The 2,294-nt window shown below is 65.7% G+C and carries 4 protein-coding genes; all 4 read right to left on the bottom strand.

Annotation, left to right across the window (positions count from 1 at the left end; translation table 11 throughout):
* Positions 1-772: NUDIX hydrolase (locus ACYPYD_RS09205; RefSeq protein ID WP_459662877.1), on the bottom strand; the 772-nt coding region annotated here is incomplete at its 3' end.
* 516 nt (positions 773-1,288) lie between these two features.
* A complete protein-coding gene (gene grxD / locus ACYPYD_RS09200; RefSeq protein ID WP_008832124.1) occupies positions 1,289-1,618 on the bottom strand; it encodes a Grx4 family monothiol glutaredoxin in 330 nt (109 codons plus the stop codon).
* 31 nt (positions 1,619-1,649) lie between these two features.
* Positions 1,650-1,883, bottom strand: a complete 234-nt coding sequence (locus ACYPYD_RS09195) for a BolA/IbaG family iron-sulfur metabolism protein (protein ID WP_008832123.1) — start codon at positions 1,881-1,883, stop codon at positions 1,650-1,652.
* A gap of 10 nt (positions 1,884-1,893) precedes the next feature.
* Positions 1,894-2,211, bottom strand: a complete 318-nt coding sequence (locus ACYPYD_RS09190) for a DUF1476 domain-containing protein (protein ID WP_036529513.1) — start codon at positions 2,209-2,211, stop codon at positions 1,894-1,896.
* Positions 2,212-2,294 lie beyond the last annotated feature (83 nt).

The raw sequence follows: 2,294 nt of genomic DNA, 5'->3' as shown, positions 1-2,294 counted from the left end.
GGTCGATGCCGAGCACCGGATAGCCCAGCCCGTCGGGGATCACGAGCCACTCTCCGTCCTCGCGCATTTCTACCTCGGGGTGGATGCGGACGACGGGGTGGGCGGCGATGTCGGCCAGCGCTTCGGCATGATCGGCGTATTGCGCAAGGCGGTCGAGATTGCGGCGGGTCGGAAAGATCACCGAAATCTCGCCCCGATCGGCCATCGCAAGGGCATCGGCGGCGCTCGCCCAGAACAGGCGCGAGTTCTCGGTGGCGTCGACCGTCACGTCCACCGCGCCGGTGCCGATGTCGGCGACGAAGAAGCGCGTGTCGAAAGCCCGGTCCCACAAGGGGCACCAGTGCGCGAAGAAGGTCAGCGCCTGCGGGTCCAGTTCCCAGCCGAAGCGCTCCAGCACGGTGTCGAGCCGGCCGACCTCCAGCAGCATCGCCCGCGCCTGCGCGGCTTCGCGGGCGGTGACGGGGGCGCGGGTGGCGATCATGAGGCCCGCTTCCTCCAGCGTCTCGCGGATCGCGGCGATGCGCGCGGAGGCGATCTCCTCCGATTCGCCGGGCAGCAGGCGGCGGGCGAGTTCGCGGTCGGCGGGATCGACGCGGCCGCCGGGAAACACCGCCGCCCCGCCTGCGAAGCGCATGCCGTCCGAGCGCTGGAGCATCAGCAGTTCGGGCGGTCCGCCGTCGGCGGCGTGGCGGAACACCACCACGGTGGCGGCAGGGACGACGGCGGGGCCGTCTGTCGGCATCGGCTGGTCGGAGGGAGCGGTCTGGATCATTGCCGCCGATCTTGCCGCTGGGGAAGGGGCACGCAAGCGGAAAAGCGCCAGGCGACTCAGGTGGCAGTGTCGGCAGAATTTACAGAGCATGACGCACGCGCTGACACGTGAACCGAAGAAATGGCTGATTTTCGGGAAAAATCAGAACTGGCACAGGCCATGCTTATGAAGTATCGTACCCCGAGAGAAGCAGTCTCGATAGAGGCGGGGCCGGACAGTCTCCCGGCCCCGCCTCCCCGGGGTTCCCCATACATCGAAGCATTCGTCATCCCGGACCTGACGGTGGCCAGCGCCTTGCGTACGTATCGTTGTCATTCCCGCGAAGGCGGGAACCCATCTCCGGTGGGCTGATGTTGCTCTGGCATCAGTTGGGTCCCCGCCTTCGCGGGGATGACTGCATGCGTTTCGATCCCATAAGGCAGGATTTCAAAGATTGCGCCCACAGTTCGGATGACGGGCAATGAAAAGGCCCGGGAATCGCTTCCCGAGCCTTCGTAATCCGGTGCTGTCGGCAGATCAGCCCTGCGCAGCGATCCCGCTGTCGGTCATGAGCTGGTGCAGTTCGCCGGCCTCGTACATCTCCATCATGATGTCGCTGCCGCCGAGGAACTCGCCCTTGACGTAGAGCTGGGGGATCGTCGGCCAGTCCGAATAGGACTTGATGCCCTGACGGATTTCCATGTCCTGCAGCACGTCGACGGTCTCGTAAGCGACGCCGAGGTGTTCGAGGATGGCGATCGCGCGGCTGGAGAAGCCGCACTGCGGGAACAGCGGGGTGCCCTTCATGAAGAGGACCACGTCGTTGCTCTTTACGATATCGCCGATACGGGCATTGACGTCGGACATTTCAGTAAAACCCTTGAGTAGTATGCTTGCGTCAGTTGGGGACGGCGGTGGTGAGTTGCAAGGCGTGAAGGACGCCGCCCATGCGGCCGCCCAGCGCTTCGTAGACCATCTTGTGCTGCGCGACGCGGGGGCGGCCCGTGAAGGCGGCCGAGACGACGTGCGCGGCGTAGTGGTCGTTGTCCCCGGCGAGGTCGGTGATCGTGACTTCCGCGTCCGGCAGCGCGGCGCGGATCATGGTCTCGATTTCGGTAGCGGTCATGCCCATCGGATAGTCCTCAGCCCAGGAAAGCGCGGCGCGCTTCGACCTGCTTGGCGGCCAGTGCGGCGCGCACTTCCGCTTCGGTGGTATCGACGCCGGCGGCGGTCAGGTCGCCCAGCAGCTTGCGGATGACGTCCTCGTCGCCGGCTTCCTCGAAGTCGGCCTGGACGACGGCCTTGGCATAGGCATCGGTTTCGGCCTGCGACAAGTCCATGCGTTCGGCCGCCCATTCACCGACGAGGCGGTTGCGGCGGGCCTGGATGCGGAACAGCGTGTCGGCGTCGTGAGCGAACTTCGCTTCTTCGGCGCGCTCGCGGTCCTGAAAACTCGTCATCGGACAACCTCGGGTTAAAGCGTTGTCCATGCCGATAGGGAACGCGGGGCTGCGGGGCAATCCTTGATTCGCAATAGCGACCG

This window comes from Novosphingobium sp. 11B (assembly GCF_054589055.1).
The sequence above is the reverse complement of the archived record's forward strand: the minus strand, read 5'-3'. Positions and strand labels throughout refer to the sequence as shown.

Excerpts from the sequence above, each read along its gene's own strand:
- grxD (WP_008832124.1), bottom strand. The coding sequence starts at position 1,618 with ATGTCCGACGTCAATGCCCGTATCGGCGATATCGTAAAGAGCAACGAC.
- ACYPYD_RS09195 (WP_008832123.1), bottom strand. The coding sequence starts at position 1,883 with ATGGGCATGACCGCTACCGAAATCGAGACCATGATCCGCGCCGCGCTG.
- ACYPYD_RS09190 (WP_036529513.1), bottom strand. The coding sequence starts at position 2,211 with ATGACGAGTTTTCAGGACCGCGAGCGCGCCGAAGAAGCGAAGTTCGCT.